Origin of the sequence: Marinomonas hwangdonensis, from assembly GCF_003721245.1 — a bacterium.
GTDB lineage: Bacteria > Pseudomonadota > Gammaproteobacteria > Pseudomonadales > Marinomonadaceae > Marinomonas > Marinomonas hwangdonensis.
The window spans coordinates 172,436-190,321 of the sequence record NZ_RIZG01000007.1; the positions used below are offsets into that span (position 1 = coordinate 172,436).

At 43.9% G+C, this 17,886-nt stretch carries 15 protein-coding genes; 6 read left to right on the plus strand and 9 right to left on the minus strand.

Annotated features, from left to right (window positions below; all coding sequences use genetic code 11):
* Positions 1–63: 63 nt before the first annotated feature.
* Complete coding sequence (locus EBI00_RS12515; RefSeq protein WP_123096271.1) at positions 64–1,116, plus strand: aldo/keto reductase; 1,053 nt, start codon at positions 64–66, stop codon at positions 1,114–1,116.
* 140 nt (positions 1,117–1,256) lie between these two features.
* Here EBI00_RS12515 and fusA read toward each other — a convergent pair whose 3' ends face one another.
* The 4 genes from fusA to EBI00_RS12535 all read right to left on the minus strand — a co-directional run bounded on the left by fusA (position 1,257) and on the right by EBI00_RS12535 (position 6,658).
* Complete coding sequence (gene fusA, locus EBI00_RS12520; RefSeq protein ID WP_123096272.1) at positions 1,257–3,347, minus strand: elongation factor G; 2,091 nt, start codon at positions 3,345–3,347, stop codon at positions 1,257–1,259.
* Positions 3,348–3,743: 396 nt separating this feature from the next.
* Positions 3,744–4,412: a TIGR04211 family SH3 domain-containing protein gene (locus tag EBI00_RS12525; protein WP_123096273.1), complete on the minus strand. Its 669-nt coding sequence runs from the start codon at positions 4,410–4,412 to the stop codon at positions 3,744–3,746.
* Positions 4,413–4,533: 121 nt separating this feature from the next.
* Positions 4,534–5,013, minus strand: a complete 480-nt coding sequence (locus tag EBI00_RS12530) for a DUF934 domain-containing protein (RefSeq protein ID WP_123096274.1) — start codon at positions 5,011–5,013, stop codon at positions 4,534–4,536.
* Positions 4,997–6,658, minus strand: a complete 1,662-nt coding sequence (locus tag EBI00_RS12535) for a nitrite/sulfite reductase (protein WP_123096275.1) — start codon at positions 6,656–6,658, stop codon at positions 4,997–4,999. Before EBI00_RS12535 ends, EBI00_RS12530 begins: the two co-directional genes overlap by 17 nt.
* A 255-nt stretch (positions 6,659–6,913) precedes the next feature.
* Between EBI00_RS12535 and nfuA the strand changes: the two genes are divergently transcribed.
* Complete coding sequence (gene nfuA, locus EBI00_RS12540; protein ID WP_123096276.1) at positions 6,914–7,495, plus strand: Fe-S biogenesis protein NfuA; 582 nt, start codon at positions 6,914–6,916, stop codon at positions 7,493–7,495.
* Positions 7,496–7,595: 100 nt separating this feature from the next.
* On the opposite strand, the gene EBI00_RS12545 is transcribed toward nfuA, so the two are convergent.
* Positions 7,596–8,672, minus strand: a complete 1,077-nt coding sequence (locus EBI00_RS12545) for a 3-deoxy-7-phosphoheptulonate synthase (protein WP_123096277.1) — start codon at positions 8,670–8,672, stop codon at positions 7,596–7,598.
* A 309-nt stretch (positions 8,673–8,981) separates the two neighbouring features.
* Between EBI00_RS12545 and cysB the strand changes: the two genes are divergently transcribed.
* Positions 8,982–9,956: an HTH-type transcriptional regulator CysB gene (cysB, locus tag EBI00_RS12550; RefSeq protein WP_123096278.1), complete on the plus strand. Its 975-nt coding sequence runs from the start codon at positions 8,982–8,984 to the stop codon at positions 9,954–9,956.
* 116 nt (positions 9,957–10,072) lie between these two features.
* Here the strand turns inward: cysB and wrbA are convergent, their stop codons facing one another.
* The 4 genes from wrbA to EBI00_RS12570 all read right to left on the minus strand — a co-directional run bounded on the left by wrbA (position 10,073) and on the right by EBI00_RS12570 (position 13,765).
* Entirely contained in the window at positions 10,073–10,681 is a 609-nt protein-coding gene (wrbA, locus tag EBI00_RS12555) for an NAD(P)H:quinone oxidoreductase (protein WP_123096279.1), read from the minus strand.
* 15 nt (positions 10,682–10,696) lie between these two features.
* On the minus strand, positions 10,697–11,041 hold the full coding sequence (gene arsC, locus EBI00_RS12560; RefSeq protein ID WP_123096280.1) for an arsenate reductase (glutaredoxin): 345 nt from the start codon (positions 11,039–11,041) through the stop codon (positions 10,697–10,699).
* 70 nt (positions 11,042–11,111) lie between these two features.
* Positions 11,112–12,836, minus strand: a complete 1,725-nt coding sequence (locus tag EBI00_RS12565) for a proline--tRNA ligase (protein ID WP_123096281.1) — start codon at positions 12,834–12,836, stop codon at positions 11,112–11,114.
* 59 nt (positions 12,837–12,895) lie between these two features.
* Positions 12,896–13,765, minus strand: coding sequence for an SMP-30/gluconolactonase/LRE family protein (locus EBI00_RS12570; RefSeq protein ID WP_123096282.1), 870 nt, complete (start codon positions 13,763–13,765; stop codon positions 12,896–12,898).
* An 84-nt stretch (positions 13,766–13,849) separates the two neighbouring features.
* Here EBI00_RS12570 and EBI00_RS12575 point away from each other — a divergent pair, with 84 nt between their 5' ends.
* The 3 genes from EBI00_RS12575 (at position 13,850) to EBI00_RS12585 (ending at position 17,703) form a co-directional block, all read left to right on the plus strand.
* Complete coding sequence (locus tag EBI00_RS12575; protein WP_123096283.1) at positions 13,850–14,293, plus strand: HIT domain-containing protein; 444 nt, start codon at positions 13,850–13,852, stop codon at positions 14,291–14,293.
* A gap of 59 nt (positions 14,294–14,352) precedes the next feature.
* Complete coding sequence (locus EBI00_RS12580) at positions 14,353–16,023, plus strand: DUF2786 domain-containing protein (protein ID WP_123096284.1); 1,671 nt, start codon at positions 14,353–14,355, stop codon at positions 16,021–16,023.
* A gap of 162 nt (positions 16,024–16,185) precedes the next feature.
* The gene (locus tag EBI00_RS12585) at positions 16,186–17,703 is read left to right on the plus strand and encodes a fumarate hydratase (RefSeq protein ID WP_123096285.1); all 1,518 of its coding nucleotides are present in this window, start codon (positions 16,186–16,188) and stop codon (positions 17,701–17,703) included.
* The last annotated feature ends 183 nt before the right edge of the window (positions 17,704–17,886 follow it).

Below are 17,886 nucleotides of genomic sequence, written 5' to 3' on the forward strand. Positions count from 1 at the left end.
TTATAGAGAAATCAGCGATTGCTGTTTCATTGTAGTCTTGAATTGTACGGAAGGATTGATGTTATGAAATATGTTCCACTAGGCCGAACTGGACTAAAGGTTTCTCGTGTTTGTTTGGGAACCATGACGTGGGGTACACAAAATACGCAGGCCGATGCAGATGTGCAAATAGAATACGCTTTGGCAAATGGTGTGAATTTTATGGATACGGCAGAAATGTACTCTATCCCGCCCAATGCCGAATCTTATGGCAAGACGGAAACCATTATAGGGGATTGGTTGTCTCGTCATTCTTCACGTCGTCAGGAGTTTGTGCTGGCAACTAAGATAGCAGGACCTGGTCTGAGCTATATTCGAAAGGGTGGCCCGATAACGGGGGAGTCTATTGTTTCCTCTGTAGAGGCTTCTTTAAAGCGCTTAAAAACAGATTATATCGACCTTTATCAATTGCACTGGCCGAATCGATCGACCCCTCATTTTGCCAAGCATTTTCCTGGCGATATTTCTTTTACCGATCTTGATCGCAAGGCTCAGTCTGCACAAATGCTGGACATATTGCAGGGCATAGATAAGTGTGTCAAAGCGGGTAAGATTCGTCATTTTGGTTTATCGGATGATACGACTTGGGGTATTAATGAGTACATCCGTTTAAGCGATCAGCATGGCTTACCACGAGTTGCTTCTATTCAAAATGAATTCAGCTTATTGCATGCAAAAGATTGGCCTTATTTGATTGAGAATTGTGTGCATGAGGATGTGGCTTATTTGCCTTGGTCTGCACTTGCTGCAGGCGCGTTAACAGGAAAATACCTTGGTGGCGCTAGGCCTGAAGGGAGTCGTTGGAGCTATGCACAACGTAACGGTATTTTTCGTGATACCCCGCATGTTGAGAAAGCCGTAACAGCCTATCTTGAGGTAGCTAAAAATCACGGTATTACGCCAGCTCAATTGGCTTTGGCATGGTGCGATCAGGTCGATGGTGTGAGTTCTACTATCATAGGTGCAACCTCTCTGAGTCAGTTGAAAGAGGATATGGCCGCTTTTGAGTTGGTATTATCAGAAGAGGCGCTTAAAGACATTATGACTGTCTTTAAAGAGTATCCAGTACCGTTTTAACGCCTTGGGTTGATGTACCTTGCTACAGTAAAAAAGTGCTTCGGCGCTTTTTTTGAAACGGTGTTTTCTGGAGTGCCTGAAAGCAAAAAACCCGATGCGATATGCATCGGGTTTTTATTAGACTAAAAGAGATTTAAAAATTATTTCTTTTCTCTTTCTTTCTTTTCTTTCACAGCGGCAATAACAGTTTCCGCTACGTTAGAAGGACATGGTAGGTAGTGAGAGAACTCCATAGAGAACTGACCACGACCAGAAGTCATTGTACGTAGAGTACTGATGTAACCAAACATTTCAGATAGAGGAACGTCTGCCTTGATGCGAACACCAGTCAAACCTTTCTCTTGGTCTTTGATCATGCCGCGACGACGGTTCAAGTCACCGATAACATCACCAACGTGGTCATCAGGAGTGAACACATCCACTTTCATGATTGGTTCGATCAACTGTGGACCCGCTTTTGGAATTGACTGACGGAAAGCGCCTTTAGCTGCGATTTCGAAGGCAATAGCAGAAGAGTCAACCGCGTGGAATCCACCGTCAAACAATTCAACTTCAACGTCTAGTACAGGGAAGCCTGCTAGAACACCTTGTTCCATCATAGACTTAAAGCCTTTCTCTACTGCAGGGAAAAACTCTTTTGGTACGTTACCGCCCACAACAGAAGACGTGAACTTGAAGCCAGAACCCACTTCACCTGGTTTGATGCGGTAGTCGATTTTACCGAACTGACCAGAACCACCAGATTGTTTCTTGTGTGTGTAAGTATCTTCAACGTTCTTAGTGATAGTTTCACGGTAAGCAACCTGTGGTTGACCAACGATTAGATCTACGCCGTAAGTACGTTTCAAGATATCAACTTTGATGTCTAGGTGAAGTTCGCCCATGCCTTTAAGGATGGTTTCGCCAGAATCAATATCAGTTTCAACGCGGAACGTTGGATCTTCTGCAACCATCTTACCAATCGCAATACCCATCTTCTCGTTACCACCTTTGTCTTTAGGTGTAACAGAGATAGATATAACTGGCTCAGGGAAAACCATCGCTTCAAGCGTACATTCGTGTTTAGGATCACAAAGCGTGTGACCAGTTTGTACGTTTTTCATACCAACGATTGCTAGTATATCGCCAGCTTGTGCAGTACTGATTTCTTTACGGTCGTTTGCTTGCATTTCTACCATGCGGCCAACACGCTCAGTTTTGCCCGTGAAGCTGTTAAGGATAGTATCACCCTTGTTCAATACGCCTGAGTATACGCGTACGAAAGTAAGGGCACCAAAACGGTCATCCATGATTTTAAACGCAAGAGCTCGGAATGGCTCGTCAGCAGAGACGATTGCTTTCTTGCCGTTTGGATTACCTTCTTCATCAGTAAGATCTTGAGGAATTACGTCAGTTGGGCTTGGTAGGTAATCGATAACAGCGTCAAGAAGAAGCTGCATGCCTTTGTTTTTGAAAGCAGAACCACAGTATGTTGGGAAGAACGCAAGGTCACGAGTACCGTTACGGATACAACGTTTTAGGTCTTCCATAGAAGGCTCTTCGCCATCCATATAAGCCATCATAACGTCGTCGTCTTGCTCAACAGCAGTTTCTAGAAGCTTTTCACGGTATTCTTCAACGATCTCTTCCATGTCAGCAGGAACGTCTTCGATACTGTAGTTTTCTGGCTGGCCAGAATCATCCCAGATGTACGCTTTACGAGATAGAAGGTCAACAACACCAGAGAACTGATCTTCAGTTCCGATTGGTAGAACCATGATTAGTGGAACAGCGCCTAGTACTTTTTGTACTTGTTCTGTTACACGGAAGAAGTTAGCACCTAGACGGTCTAATTTGTTTACGAAAATAAGACGAGATACTTCAGAATCGTTCGCATAGCGCCAGTTAGTTTCTGACTGTGGCTCTACACCGCCAGAACCACAAAATACACCGATACCGCCATCAAGAACTTTCAGTGAACGGTATACTTCTACTGTGAAGTCAACGTGTCCAGGTGTGTCGATAACGTTAAAGCGGTGATCTTTCCAGAAACAAGTTACAGCCGCAGACTGAATGGTGATACCACGTTCAGCTTCTTGTTCCATGAAGTCCGTAGTAGATTCGCCTTCATGAACTTCACCGATCTTGTGGATCATACCGGTCAGTTTAAGAATACGTTCTGTAGTGGTAGTTTTACCCGCGTCAACGTGAGCAAAAATACCGATGTTTCTGTATTTTGATAAGTCAGCCATTACATTACTCTAAATAAGTTAGGACGAAATTTGCGCATTAGTATACAGGGCTTTTCTTCTTTCTAGCCAGGTATTTCGCGCTATTCTATTATATTTTATATGCTTAAAGAAAGGGGGCGGAGGCGCAATCTCGAAATTTGCCTCATCTTGGTTTGGTTGATAGATGCGCTTGATTGATAACCTAGGCTCTTCTGGAAAGTTCAGCAGTGTTTTTTGACGCTCTAAAAGAAATCTTATATTGATTGAAGTCAGTTTAAATGGTTTTTTTATGCATTAAAGAGTCTAAATGAGAATTAACAATTAATTGTGTTCTCATTTAGACTCTTACCTAGATGTGTAACGCTGTTCAGTGCCTAATACAAAAATGGGGCTGGTATGAATTACTCGTTTATTGGGTTATGACCATCTTCCCGAGCTGGTTTTTTTACGTCTCAACATGGGGAGAATGGTGCCCAGCAATAATCCACCAAACAGGGTAGCGGCACCTAGAATGAACCATTTTTGTTGAGTTGTGTCTTGCAAGTTCTCAGCATATTGTTTTGCAGCGTCGGCTTGCTGTTTTAGGCTAGCTAGTTGATAGCTGACATCGTCATTGTTAGCGACAATGGCTTGTGCTCGTTGAGAGAGTTCGGAGGCTTCCTGTAATTGTGCTTCTAAGGCGTTATTTCTTTGCTGCATTGTCGCGTTGGCATTCTCTAGGTCGGTAATCTTCTGATTTGAACGGCTCAAATCGTTTGAGATGAGTGTCACATCTTGCTTACTTTTATTAAGTTCTTGCTGAAGCTGATCAAGTTGATCTCTTGTAACCATGTCTTCACTAAGAAAATAATCTGCAACCCAGCCTTCATTTCCACTTGGTGTTAGAACCTTGGTGTAGCCTTGACTTTGCTCTAGCACCTGAAGAGGAGTACCGCTTTTCAATCCTCTTTCAACGGCTCTTGTGGCGTTGTCCATGCCTTCTCTAATAGCCACGAACTGCACATCAGAAATATAGACAGTTGAGGCTTCTGCTGCAGCCGTCAGAATAAGTCCTAAGGTAAGGCCAATCATTTTTTTATTAGACACGTTAAGTTCCTTTAACAATCAATCACTTTATTTACTCAATACGATAATCATGAGAGGAATATTAAGCAATAGAAAAGGCCATCGTGATGGCCTTTTCTGAGGGTTAAGTATGATTTTTTGCTTAGCGACGTAAGAACAAGGGTCTTGGGTCTGCTACATCACCTTGATAAGCGACTGAAAAAGGTTTGTGTAGAAGCAATGCTTTTTCCAAATCCACATTTTCATTGAACTGAAAGCTGCTAAAGCCGACACGCAATAAATAGCCCAATTGATCTGGGATAAATTGACCGAGTGCTCTTATATCTCCTTTGAACCCATGTCTTTCACGTAGTAATCGTGCATAACTAAAGCCTCTACCATCGGCAAAAGCAGGGAAGTGAACGCCAATCATGTCAAATTGATTGACATCGATACCTTCTAAAAAATCAACACCGTCACCTGCTTCTATCCAGATGCCAGCGACTTTTGTCTCAAGCGTATCTTTATCTGCTAGCCATTTCTGAGCGGCTATTATGCTGTTTGTCGTCGGTGTTTCTTCAGGGTCTTGAGACCACACATATGTATCGTTGACGATTTCCCCGTTTTTAATTAGCTTTGGCATAAGCGGCCTCTTTGAATGGTGTGATGCCAACGCGGCGGTAAGTGTCAATAAAGCGCTCGTCTTCATAGCGATATTCGACATAGACGTTCATCAGCTTCTGAATGACGCTACTAATGTCTTCTTGAGCAAAGGATGGGCCAAGAATTTTGCCAATACTGGCGTCATGGCCTGAGGCGCCTCCAATCGATATTTGATAAAATTCTTCCCCTTTTTTATCTACCCCGAGAATACCGATATTACCAACGTGGTGGTGACCGCAGGCGTTCATGCAGCCTGAAATATTCAAGTCTATGTTGCCTAGGTCATACAAGTAATCTAGGTCGTTAAAGGTTTCTTGAATTTGTGCCGCGATTGGAATGGATTTGGCATTTGCCAACGCGCAGAAATCACCTCCTGGGCAACAAATCATGTCTGTCAACAGGCCGAGAGTTGGCGTTGCAAAACCACTTTCTTTTGCCGCTTCCCACAAATCAACCAGTTGATCTTGGCGAACATCAGCCAATACAAGGTTTTGCTCGTGGCTCACGCGTAATTCTGAGAAACTAAAGCGATCGGCAAGGTCTGCGGCTTTTTGCATTTGTTCTGCTGTCGCATCACCAGGAGCTTGGCCCGCTTTTTTCAGCGTTAAGGTGACAATACGGTAACCCGGTTTTTTGTGCTCAAAGGTGTTGCGTTCGTACCAGCGTGCGAAGCCAACACTCTCACTAAGTTTAGCGGTTAAGCTATCAGGGTTATTTTCTAAAGAAGCATAGTCAGGCTCTGAAAAGAAGCTCTGTAGACGTTCGAATTCACTCATTGGGACTGTGCTTTCTTTGCCACGTAGGTGAGCCCATTCAGCATCTACACGGTAACGGAACTCTTCAATCCCCAAGGCTTTCACTAGTATTTTTATACGTGCTTTGTATTTATTGTCACGACGACCGTGTTGGTTGTAAACACGAATGATGGCATCGAGATACGTTAATAAATCGGCGCGAGGAATAAAATCACTAATGGTGACACCAACCATGGGTGTACGACCCAGTCCACCACCAACGATAACTTTGAAGCCAATGTCACCCGCTTCGTTTTTCTTGATGTGTAAACCTATGTCATGCACTTGAGTAGCGGCACGGTCTGCAGAGTCGGTTGCGTTCACTGCAATTTTAAATTTGCGAGGAAGAAAGGCAAATTCAGGATGGAACGTAGACCATTGGCGTATAAGCTCGCAATAGGGTCGAGGGTCTACCACTTCATCAGAAATAACACCTGCATATTGGTCTGTTGTGGTGTTGCGTATGCAGTTACCACTGGTTTGGACGGCGTGCATTTCCACGTCGGCTAATTCCGCTAATATATCAGGAACATCTTCTATTTTAGGCCAGTTCAGTTGTAAATTTTGACGGGTACTGAAGTGCCCATAGGACCTGTCGTAGCGGCAGCTGATGTCAGCCAATTTGCGCAGTTGTGTGCTTGAAAGCATGCCGTAAGGAATAGCAATTCGTAGCATGGGCGCATAGCGCTGAACATACAGTCCATTTTGTAAACGTAATGGTAGAAATTCTTGCTCACTGAGTTCTTTGTTAAGGTAGCGGCGAGTCTGGTCGCGAAACTGTGCAACACGCTCTGAGACAAGTTGTTGATCAATGGCGTCGTATTGATACATATAGTGTGAACCATGGTTGATAGATTATTTATAGTAAGAAGCATACTAGCAAATATCCTTTATTCTAAAAATGAATATTTATCTATATCTTTAGGGGTTTTCCTAATAAGGCTTATTCGTCAAGCTGAGTGATGAATGCTTAATGTGGCTGAAGTAGGAAAAATACCCTACTTCTTTACTTGGTCTTTGGCTTTGCTGAATATCTCCTGTAATATATGCCTAATTGATCGTTCAGCAGTTTTGAAAAGGGTTATTATGAATATTACGATTACCGATGGCGCCCAGGAATACCTTGCTTCTTTACTTGAAAAACAGGGAGTTGAGGGTATTGCCGTAAGAATTTTTATACAGCAACCTGGCACACCTCATGCCGAGACATGTCTAGCATATTGCCGTCCAGACGAAGTCAATGCGACGGATGAAATACTCAATTTGCCAAAATTAAAAGTTTACATAGAAAAAAACTCTGTGAATTTTTTGGATGAAGCCTATGTTGATTACACCGCAGAAAAAATGGGTGGCCAGTTAACCATTAAAGCCCCTAATGCGAAAATGCCAAAAGTCACTTCGGATAGTCCGATAGAAGATCAAGTCAATTATGTTCTTTATTCCGATATCAATCCTGGTTTGGCCGCCCACGGCGGTGAAGTCAGCTTGATTGAAATAGTTGATGGTAAGGTTGCTATCTTGAAGTTTGGCGGTGGTTGTCAGGGTTGCAGCGCTGTAGATTTAACCCTCAAAGAAGGCGTTGAAAAGACGCTTCTAGAAAAAGTGCCTGGTTTGACGGCCGTCAAGGATTCAACAGACCACACTGTAACAGACAATGCCTTTATGTAATTAAGATTTCTGGTTAATGTAAAAGAGATTGCAGAGTAAAGGGTTTAAAAAAGGGGAGTTGCCGTTAGGCAATCCCCCCTTTTTTTATCTTCATTAGTGCTTAGCTGCGTTGGCGTTTTGGAAGGACATCGCGCAAAGCATTTGCCATATTTGTCAGGGTCTTTTCCGTTGTTTCCCAGTCAATGCATGCATCAGTGATGGAAACACCGTACTCTAGATCAATTAAATTAGCTGGTACTTTCTGATTTCCCCAGCCAATATTACTTTCAATCATGAGTCCCATAATAGACTGGTTGCCATCAAGGATTTGCTGAGTTGAATCCTCGGCAACGGTTACTTGACGTTCTGGTTTCTTATTTGAGTTCTCGTGCGAACAATCAACCATGATGTTGTGTTTTAAGTTGGCTGAGGTTAGTGCTTCTTCACTCAACGCAATATTTTTTGCATCGTAATTTGGCAAGCCATTACCACCACGTAAAACGAGGTGACCGTAAGCGTTGCCTTTTGTGTTGACTATGCTGACTTCTCCACTTTCATTGATACCTAGAAAAGAATGTGGATGAGAAACGGATTGCATAGCGTTAACGGCGACCGTTAATCCACCATCTGTTCCATTTTTAAAGCCAACAGGCCCCGATAAGCCAGACGCCATTTCGCGATGGGTTTGAGATTCGGTTGTGCGTGCACCAATGGCAGACCAACTGATGAGGTCTTGGATGTATTGTGGTGAAATCGGGTCTAATGCTTCTGTTGCAAGTGGAAGACCCAGCTCTGCTAAATCAATCAGTAATTTGCGCCCAATTCTAATGCCTTTATCTATGTCAAACGTGCCATCAAGATTGGGATCATTGATCAAGCCTTTCCAACCGACAGTGGTGCGTGGTTTTTCAAAGTAGGCGCGCATGATGATAAACAATGTGTCGTCTAGTTTTTCTGAAAGTGCTTTTAGGCGAGTAGCATAATCAAGGGCGGCTTTCGGGTCGTGGATTGAACAGGGGCCTATGACAATGGCAAGGCGGTGATCTTTTCCATCCATGATGTTTTTAATGATTTCGCGGGATTCCGCTACATGGCTGCTGATGTTTTCAGTGACTGGCAGCTCTGTTTTTAACGTGCTCGGTGTTACCAAAGAGGTAAAAGAGGCAATATTTAAGTCTTCAAGACGCTTGTTACTCATTGCGGGGTATCCTGCTTTTTGCTTTTAATGTATAGCCTTTAACAATATCGCGTTTTTCCTTTTGAATGAACCGCTAGATAACGAATTTTTGCTAATTTAGCGTGGATTTCGGCGCCATTTTATTCAATATGGCTAAGTAATGAGCGGGTTCCTGTATAGCGGTTTTAGTTTTTTATCAGGCGACTGTCTAAAATAGGTTGGCAGTGGTTTCTTTGCTAGGTATCTGCACTGGTAAGAAGGCAGTTTTTTCACTATTCTATAAGGTAATATTTTTTCTCTTTTTTAACTCTTTTTCGAATAAGGCTTAGGATGAAGTTACAACAACTCAGATACATATGGGAAGTGGCGCGTCATGACTTAAATGTGTCAGCCACGGCGCAAAGTTTGTACACATCGCAGCCCGGTGTCAGTAAGCAAATTCGCCTGTTAGAAGACGAGCTTGGTGTTGAGGTGTTTGCTCGCAGTGGTAAACATCTTACGCATGTGACACCGGCAGGCGAAAAGATCATTGCCTTAGCGGGTGAAGTGCTTAATCAGACGCTCAATATCAAGCGAGTTGCTAAAGAGTTCAGTGACGAACGCAAGGGGTCGTTGGATATTGCAACTACGCACACTCAAGCGCGATATGCCCTTCCCAAAGTCATCAATCAGTTTATTGATGGTTATCCAGAAGTGAGTCTTCATATGCATCAAGGTACGCCAATGCAAATTGCTGAAATGGCCAATGATGGCGTGGTGGATTTTGCGATTGCCACGGAAGCGCTTGAGCTATTTGGTAATCTGGTTATGTTGCCTTGTTACACATGGAACCGTTCTGTTGTGGTGCCTAAAGACCATCCTCTGGCCAGTATAGGCACCTTGACCTTGGCGGCTTTGGCTGAATATCCGATTGTTACTTATGTGTTCGGCTTTACGGGGCGATCTCAATTGGATGAAGCCTTCCAAGAGGCTGAATTAAAACCCAACGTGGTATTTACTGCCGCGGATTCTGATGTGATTAAAACGTATGTTCGACTAGGGCTTGGTGTGGGCATTGTGGCTTCCATGGCTCACGATGTAGAACAAGATGCGGATTTAGTTGCATTAGATGCTTCCCATTTGTTTGCAGACAGTTGTACTAAAATTGGTATTCGAAGCAATACCTTTATTCGCGGTTATATGTACAAATTTATTGAATCATTTGCGCCCCACTTAACAAAAGATGTTGTCATGGCGGCCATGGAAGCAGGCAACCGACAAGACGTGGAGCTTTTGTTTAAAGACGTTGAATTGCCTAGGCACTAGTTGTTTGCACGTGCATTATTTGTGTGTTGATTACATAAGATGTGTTTGAAAATTAAAAAAGCCGCGATCTAGCGCTATGGATTGCGGCTTTTTGGTTTTACTGCTTTAGGGAAATATTACACAGACTTTTGTAGTTTAAGCGTCATTTCAGCAATGCGCTTGCCTTGCGCTTCGCAGAGCGCTTTCTCATCATCGGTTAGGGTGGTTTCATTTGTGCTGTTGGCAAGATGGCTGGCGCCATAAGGTGTTCCACCTGCTGATGTGTGTATCAGTTCTTTATGCTTGTAAGATAGGCCGACCCATACCATGCCGTGATGCAGCAACGGCGTCATCATACTATGAATGCATTGTTCTTGCCCGCCGTGCATGGTGCTGGCACTGGTAAAGCCACACGCTGGTTTATCTATTAATTGGCCTGTTAGCCACAAGGTCGATGTCTGATCAAGAAAGTGCTTCAGTGGCGCAGCCATGCTACCAAAATAGGAGGGCGATCCCATTGCAAGGCCGGAGCAGTCAGCAAGTTCTTCTAATGTGCAGTAAGGTGCTCCGTCATCGGGTAGGGCGGGAGAAGCAATGGTTGTGGTGTCTGCAACGTTGGGTACTTGTCGTATTTTAGCTTCTACACCACTGACTCTATTGACGCCGCGAGCGATGTATTTTGCCATTTCGGAGACGGAGCCGTGACGGCTGTAAAATAAAACTAATACGTAGGGCAACTGGGTCATTCTCGTAGCTCCTTGTTAATTAAATAAGGTCAAAACATCTTCAGGTGGTCGGCCAATTTTGGCTGTGTTGTTGTGTATGACGATGGGGCGTTCTATTAAAATGGGGTGGGCATGCATAGCGTGCAGGCATTCTTCGTCTGTTGAGTTTTTACTCAGACCAAGCTCTTTGAAAAGAGCATCTTTTGTGCGTATGAGGGCAATCGGTGTTATTGCGAGCTGGCTAACAAGTGTTTTGATTTCTTCTAGATTTGGTGGGTCTTGCAAATACAAACGAATCGTAGGTTGAATATTGTTTTCTTCGAGAAGTTGCAAGGTTTGTCGCGATTTAGAGCAGCGAGGATTATGGTAAATAGTGGTCATGCGGGATTCCATTTTTGGTGGGTATAACAAAGGCTGATAGAAGCGCGGAGTTCTATCAGCCTTGACGATGTTATTTCTTGCTTAAAATAAAATCGACTGCATCCGCTATGGCGATGTCTTCGTTTTCGCCTGCTTTGCGGTATTTGTACTCCAGTGTTCCTTTTTCAAGGCCTTTATCGCCTACCACTAAACGATGTGGGATGCCTAGCAGTTCGCAGTCAGCGAATTTAACGCCTGGTCGTTCTTTACGGTCGTCCAGTAATACATCTAAGCCTTTTGATTTTAATTCGGCATACAGACGGTCGCACTCTGTGCGAACGGCCTCTGATTTGTCGTAATTCATTGCGACAATGGCAATGTCAAATGGCGCGATACTTTCTGGCCATAAAATCCCTTTCTCATCAAAGTTTTGTTCGATGGCGGCAGCAACGATACGAGAAACACCAATACCATAACAGCCCATATGCATGACTTGGGCCTTACCATTTTCATCAAGAACTGTCGCTTTAAGGGCTTCGGCGTACTGTTGGCCAAGTTGGAAAATATGGCCGACTTCGATGCCGCGTTTGATCACAATGGTGCCTTGACCGTCTGGTGAAGGGTCACCTTCTACAACATTGCGAATGTCTGCTATTTCGAAGGTGGCGCAGTCACGCTCCCAGTTTAAGCCGGTAAAGTGGTAGTCGTCTTTATTTGCGCCAGCACAGAAATCAGACATTACTGCGGCAGATCGGTCGGCGATAACACGAATGCCTTTTTCTGCTAAGCCTTTTGGACCAATTGAGCCTGGTGCACAGCCTATTTTGGCAATGATGTCAGCTTCATCGGCAAATTCAAATGGCACAACTATGCCTGCCAGTTTTTCCACCTTGATTTCATTGATGTTATGGTCGCCACGAAGTACTAAGGCAACGATTGATGGCTGATTATCTTGATCAATGGCTTTCACTAGCATGGTTTTTACTGTGCTAGTGACGTCTAATGTTAAGAACTCGGCCACTTTTGCTATGGTCTTGCAATCAGGTGTAAAAACTTCTGCAATCTCTTGAGTGGGTGCGTCGGCTTTTTCTTTTAGACAAATGGCTTCAGCCAGCTCAATATTTGCTGCGAAATCCGACGAGTCACTGAACGCAATGTCATCTTCACCAGAGTCGGCCAGTACATGGAATTCGTGCGAATAGGCACCACCAATACTGCCAGTGTCAGCACGAACTGGACGGTAGTCTAAACCAATGCGATCAAACACATTGCAGTATGCTTGGTGCATGACATCATAGGTTTGTTGTAGTGATTCAGCGCCAACATGAAAAGAATAGGCGTCTTTCATGCAGAACTCACGCGAGCGCATGACACCAAAGCGTGGTCGCACTTCATCGCGGAATTTGGTTTGAATCTGGAAAAAATTGATAGGCAATTGCTTGTAGCTTGTGAGCTCATTGCGTGCGAGTTCTGTGATGACCTCTTCGTGCGTTGGTCCAACGCAGTAGTCTCTTCCGTGTCTGTCTTGTAAACGAAGGAGTTCAGGGCCATATTTCTGCCAGCGCCCGGTTTCTTGCCACAATTCCGCTGGCTGAACGGCGGGCATCATAACCTCAAGTGCTCCGGCTTTTTCCATTTCATCGCGAACGATGTTTTCGACTTTGCGGAAAACTTTTAAGCCAGTAGGTAGCCAAGTGTAAAGGCCTTTCGAAATCTGGCGAATCATGCCAGCTCTAACCATGAGTTGATGGCTGGTAACGACCGCGTCTGTTGGAGCGTCACGTAATGTTGAAAATAAATAGTTGCTTGCGCGCATAATAGTATCAATATCTTAAAAAATTGGAGGTTAAAAATCAAATTGCCGCTATTCGTGTCTTAGCCGGCGAAACGGGGCTCAATTTGTCCTTTGACGTTCGTTTCTAATGCAAAGATGCCACCTGCTTGTGGGAACTGTTCTAATTCCTCTTTGGTATGTGCTCCGCGGCAAGTAGAAACAAAAAGAGTTTTCATTTCTGGTCCGCCAAAAGCGACCATGGTTGGATAGATGGCAGGCACTGGGTGTTCTTCAAGAATCTCGCCCTCTGGGCTTATTTTGACGATACGTTGTCCTTGATAAAGAGCGGACCAATAGTTGCCTTCACTGTCAACGGCAGCACCATCAGGGCGACCATTACCACGTGGAAATTCAATGAAAATACGCTTATTCGTCGCCGCGCCTGTTTTAAGATCATAATCAAATTGATAGACAATATGATTCGGGGTGTCGGAATAGTACATGGTTTTATTATCAGGGGAGAAAGCTAGACCATTTGATGTCCAGGCAGCTTGGTCAATCAGTGTTTCCTTTCCGTGACTAAACTGGTGTAAGGCACCACGAAAAGCGTCTTTCGGTGCATACATTGTGCCAGCAAAAAAACGCCCCATTGCATCGCAACGTCCATCATTGAATCGCGTGGTTGTTTGGTCGTAAGTAGCCAGCCAGTAGGGCTTTAATTCGTCTGTAAAATCTTTAAACGTATACACGCCAGAACGGAATGCGGCTATGAAGCCGCTATGCTCATCAAGAGAAAAGCAACCAATCTCTTCACTAAATTCACGTTTTAAAAGGTTTTTTGATTTTGTGTCGTAAGCGTATAGTATGAAAGAATCTATATCGACAAAATAGAGCGTCTGAGTTCGCTCGTCCCATCGAGGACATTCGGCTAATTTTGCCTGTGCATCCACAGCACATTGCATATCAGTCATGCGGGCTCCAAGTCTTTAAGGGTTTTAAAAAACAGGTTGCTATAGTGCTTATGAAAGCCTTTTTTGTAAATAGGGAGATAAAAGATGTTTGAGTTAAATTCCGTGCTAGAGCGCGATACTATCCTCATTGGGCACTTTCCGCTGTGTCAGCTAAGAATAATGAATGATTCACAGTTCCCTTGGTTTATTCTCGTTCCTCAGAGAAATGATGTGTCAGAAATCTATCAGCTGGTTGATGAAGATAGGCTGCAAATGATGGCAGAAAGTTGCCTCTTGGCGGAAGCGCTTCATGACGCTTTTTCCGCAACAAAGCTTAATGTTGCCGCCTTGGGGAATCAGGTGTCGCAATTGCATCTTCATCACATTGTTCGCTATAAGTCAGATCCTTGCTGGCCTGATCCGGTTTGGGGAAAATTGAAGTCGATTCCTTACACCAATGAAAACTTGGCTGAGATCTTGCTTAAAGTCCAGTCATTACTAAGCGACGATTTAACATTACCGAGCGATGGGGCTGAACTTTATTATTGAAAGATTGGCCTAAATTCGTATCATTTCTGATTAAAATTTAGCCAGCTGGAATGTGTCTTATGAGCATGAGCAAAAGGAAGAAGGCCATACAAAAGGTTGTTAAGTTGTTGAACTTAGCAACTTCAACAAACGTCAGTGAATCTGTTATGGCGCTGCGTCATGCGGAGTCGTTGATTCGGCAGTATCAGGTGGCTCAACGGGAGCTACCTATTTTGCAGTTGTGTGATCGCTCAATGCTTTATCGAGTCAGTTGGGGTGGTGGGGCGCCGCGCTATGTCAAAGAGTCCGTTGTTAAGCCATCAACTGAAGGTTCTGTATATGAGCGTCGTTTTAGTGAAAAAAGTAGCGATCCAAGTCGTGCTTATGAATCTGCTCGTACCATTCTTGATGATATGGACTTGACAGGGTTTGACCCGTCAAAACCTGCATGTGGTTCAGAGAAGAGCGAGGCTGATAAAAAGACTTGCAGCGAAGATGTTCAACCTCCTTTTGAGATGAAGGGAAGTGGTTTTAATGCCGAGGCTAAAATGACCAGTCACGTTTCCGATGATACCAATGCCGGATCGCCAACACTAAAAACGAGAGCTGAGTTTCAAGAGAAGTTTTCTTTCCATGAGAGTGCGACAGCCAATTTCACCTCCAATGACAATGTTATTAATGCCACTAAAGCATTTCGTCCAGACAGTCATCAATTCACTGAAACATTAAAAACGCAATATGCTGCGAGCGATCCTGCTGTGCCTTTTTCTGAAGATGTTTATTGGTCAAAAGTGTGTGAAAAATTGGCTGATTTTGATGAAGCTAAGATTCAAACGGACATCGAGGCGCTTAATGTTCAGCTTTTATTAGCACAAGAGAATTTGCAAACAAAGAAAAATCATCGTTATAAGTATGAGCAGGAGGAGGTGCAAGAGCGTGCTAAGCGAGCCCGAATAGAGCAAAGTTTTGAAGAAGCCATAGAGCGAGCTTTCCAGGCTCGCGCAAAAGCGTATGAAGCCTGGGAAGAGTCTTGTTCTAAGGCTAGGATGTCGCGATTGCGAGAGGAGCAAGAAGCGGTACAGAGCTATGAGGCAATTAATCAAACTTTGCTAAAAAATAAGGAGTCGTATAAGCAGCACCTTCAACGTAAGGAGGATTATCGAGCGGCAAAGATTATGCACGATCTGCGCCGACATCTAGTCTCGGCGGCTTCAGCTGAAGAGGATGCTCCAGCCTCGTATGAAAAAGTTATCTCCATTATGAGTGATAACGGCTTATCTCTGAAAGATTTAGAGTTTTCTGATATTCAAAATAAAAGTTTGTTTATTCGGCTTCTAGAACGTGAGTCTGCGCTTATTTCGGATGTGCATGAGCGAGAGTCTCACACGGAAAAAATGTTAGATAAGTTTTTGGCCTCGAGCTTGACCAAAAAAAGTACGAGAACGTCTGAAAACCCGATTCAGCACATTCAGCGTTTGTTAATTGCGGCGAGTGAAGGTGGTCAGTTTGAGACTCAGAAAAATCTTGAGCAAGCGATCTACCTAATGGAGTCGAATGATATCGGTGTTCGTGATATCGGCTATGGATTCATTAAAAAATATTCGGTTTTTATTCGTTTGATTAATTGGGAGGCAGAGAGAATAACTTCCTTGCCCGAACGTGAAAAATTTACTGCTCAAATTCTAGAAGAGTACATTCAGCACTCAGTGCAAAAACCAAAGTCTGATAGAGGGCAAAAAGCCAGTCGTTAATAATACCAAGACGAAGCGCACTCACTTTTTACATATACCCCTCATTCATTTGATTGATGAGGGGTATATTTTTCTAAAACTTACCTTAATGCTTTCCTTGCAGGGCTGCTTCTTTTACCATTTCGTTTTCGACTTAATCGTGATACTCGGCAGGAGAGAAGCATGAGCATTATTAAAGAAGATGATTTGATTGACAGCGTGGCAGACGCGTTGCAGTTTATCTCTTATTACCACCCTTTGGATTTTGTAAAAGCAGTACATGAAGCTTACGAGCGAGAAGAAAGTAAGGCTGCGAAGGATTCGATGGCGCAAATTCTTATTAACTCTCGTATGTGTGCAGAAGGTAAGCGTCCAATCTGTCAGGATACCGGCATTGTTACTGTATTTATCAAGATAGGGATGAATGTGCAATGGGAGAGTACAAGAAGCGTCACTGATATGATTAATGAGGGTGTGCGTCGTGCTTATCTTCATCCGGATAACGTATTACGCGCTTCTATTCTTGCTGATCCTGCTGGTGCTCGTAAAAACACCAAAGACAATACACCTGCCGTGATTCACATGGAGGTCGTGCCTGGTGATACGGTTGAGGTTCATGTGGCTGCTAAAGGTGGTGGTTCTGAGAATAAATCCAAACTCGCCATGTTGAATCCTTCTGATGATATCGTTGAATGGGTGAAAAAAACAGTTCCTACTATGGGCGCGGGTTGGTGTCCTCCAGGTATGCTTGGGATAGGTGTTGGTGGAACTGCAGAGAAAGCCATGGTGATGGCAAAAGAATCTTTGATGGAGCCAATTGATATTCACGAATTGAAAGCTCGTGGTCCTCAAACTCGTGTTGAAGAGCTTCGACTGGCGATTTTTGATGCAGTGAATAATTTAGGTATTGGTGCGCAAGGCCTTGGTGGTTTAACAACGGTTCTTGATGTGAAAATCATGGATTATCCAACGCATGCCGCTTCTTTACCTGTTGCTATGATTCCTAACTGTGCGGCTACTCGTCATGCGCATTTTGTGCTTGACGGTTCTGGTCCTGCAGATTTAGTTCCACCGTCATTGGATGATTGGCCAGAAATTACTTGGGAAGTGGGTGAGAGTGTTCGTCGAGTAGATTTAAACACGATTACACCTGAGCAGGTCAAGGAATGGCAGCCTGGCGAAACGATTTTGTTAAATGGCAAAATGCTGACGGGTCGTGATGCCGCCCATAAGAAAATGGTTGAGATGATGGCTAACGGCGAAGAACTTCCTGTTGACCTTAAAGGTCGTTTCATCTACTACGTAGGTCCTGTAGATCCAGTAAGAGATGAAGCGGTAGGTCCTGCGGGTCCAACGACGGCGACGCGCATGGATAAGTTTACTCGCACTATTTTGGATAAAACGGGCTTGCTTGGCATGATTGGGAAGTCCGAGCGTGGTTCTGTCGCCATTGAGGCAATTAAAGAGTTTGGCGCTGTTTACCTTATGGCGGTTGGTGGTGCGGCTTATTTGGTGTCTAAAGCGATCAAAAAAGCAGATGTGGTGGCTTTTCCAGAGTTAGGGATGGAGGCTATCTACGAATTTGATGTTGTCGATATGCCAGTCACGGTAGCAGTGGATACTATGGGGACGTCTGTACACATTACAGGCCCTGCGGAATGGAAAGCGAAAATTGAAGCGCAAGCCCTTGAAATAAAATAGTCGATTTTTAACGAGGCTATATTAAAAAGCCACTGTTGCTGATTCGCGCAGTGGCTTTTTTTGTTACTGTCGTGTTTATTTGTTTGTAAAATGGTTGCATAGATACAAATACCCTGTATTATACACGACCTCAGCCGCACAACGTGTGCGGTGTCGCTCTTTAAAATAGATAATCAGATAATT

Bases quoted from the DNA above. Each gene is read 5' to 3' on its own strand.
- EBI00_RS12515 (WP_123096271.1), top strand. From the start codon at position 64: ATGAAATATGTTCCACTAGGCCGAACTGGACTAAAGGTTTCTCGTGTT.
- fusA (WP_123096272.1), bottom strand. From the start codon at position 3,347: ATGGCTGACTTATCAAAATACAGAAACATCGGTATTTTTGCTCACGTT.
- EBI00_RS12530 (WP_123096274.1), bottom strand. From the start codon at position 5,013: ATGCCAAAGCTAATTAAAAACGGGGAAATCGTCAACGATACATATGTG.
- EBI00_RS12535 (WP_123096275.1), bottom strand. From the start codon at position 6,658: ATGTATCAATACGACGCCATTGATCAACAACTTGTCTCAGAGCGTGTT.
- nfuA (WP_123096276.1), top strand. From the start codon at position 6,914: ATGAATATTACGATTACCGATGGCGCCCAGGAATACCTTGCTTCTTTA.
- EBI00_RS12545 (WP_123096277.1), bottom strand. From the start codon at position 8,672: ATGAGTAACAAGCGTCTTGAAGACTTAAATATTGCCTCTTTTACCTCT.
- cysB (WP_123096278.1), top strand. From the start codon at position 8,982: ATGAAGTTACAACAACTCAGATACATATGGGAAGTGGCGCGTCATGAC.
- wrbA (WP_123096279.1), bottom strand. From the start codon at position 10,681: ATGACCCAGTTGCCCTACGTATTAGTTTTATTTTACAGCCGTCACGGC.
- arsC (WP_123096280.1), bottom strand. From the start codon at position 11,041: ATGACCACTATTTACCATAATCCTCGCTGCTCTAAATCGCGACAAACC.
- EBI00_RS12565 (WP_123096281.1), bottom strand. From the start codon at position 12,836: ATGCGCGCAAGCAACTATTTATTTTCAACATTACGTGACGCTCCAACA.
- EBI00_RS12570 (WP_123096282.1), bottom strand. From the start codon at position 13,765: ATGACTGATATGCAATGTGCTGTGGATGCACAGGCAAAATTAGCCGAA.
- EBI00_RS12575 (WP_123096283.1), top strand. From the start codon at position 13,850: ATGTTTGAGTTAAATTCCGTGCTAGAGCGCGATACTATCCTCATTGGG.
- EBI00_RS12580 (WP_123096284.1), top strand. From the start codon at position 14,353: ATGAGCATGAGCAAAAGGAAGAAGGCCATACAAAAGGTTGTTAAGTTG.
- EBI00_RS12585 (WP_123096285.1), top strand. From the start codon at position 16,186: ATGAGCATTATTAAAGAAGATGATTTGATTGACAGCGTGGCAGACGCG.